The organism is Pseudomonas sp. FSL R10-1350 (assembly GCF_009600525.1).
GTDB classification, from domain to species: Bacteria; Pseudomonadota; Gammaproteobacteria; order Pseudomonadales; family Pseudomonadaceae; genus Aquipseudomonas; species Aquipseudomonas helleri.
Map to the genome: position 1 here is coordinate 1 of NZ_WIVR01000253.1, position 237 is coordinate 237.

General features: G+C 59.5%; 1 protein-coding gene. It reads left to right on the forward strand.

The features are described from left to right. Positions 1-237, forward strand: a 237-nt coding sequence (locus tag GHO25_RS26005; protein ID WP_256677343.1) for a biopolymer transporter ExbD, incomplete at both ends; no start/stop codon positions are given.

Below are 237 nucleotides of genomic sequence, written 5' to 3' on the forward strand. Positions count from 1 at the left end.
GAACTGCCGAAAGTGGCCAGTGAAGCGCTGGTCAATGACAGCCAGCAAAAAATCCTCACTCTGTCGGTCAAGGCCGAAGGCGGCTACTACTGGAACCTGGGCAATGAGCTGGACACCAAGAACCAGACCGACAGCGCCGTCAGCCTTGAAGAGTTGCAGGCCAAGGTCGGCCAGGTGGTGGCGCAGGACAGCAACACCCAGGTGTATATCCGCGCCGACAACGAGGCGGGTTATGGC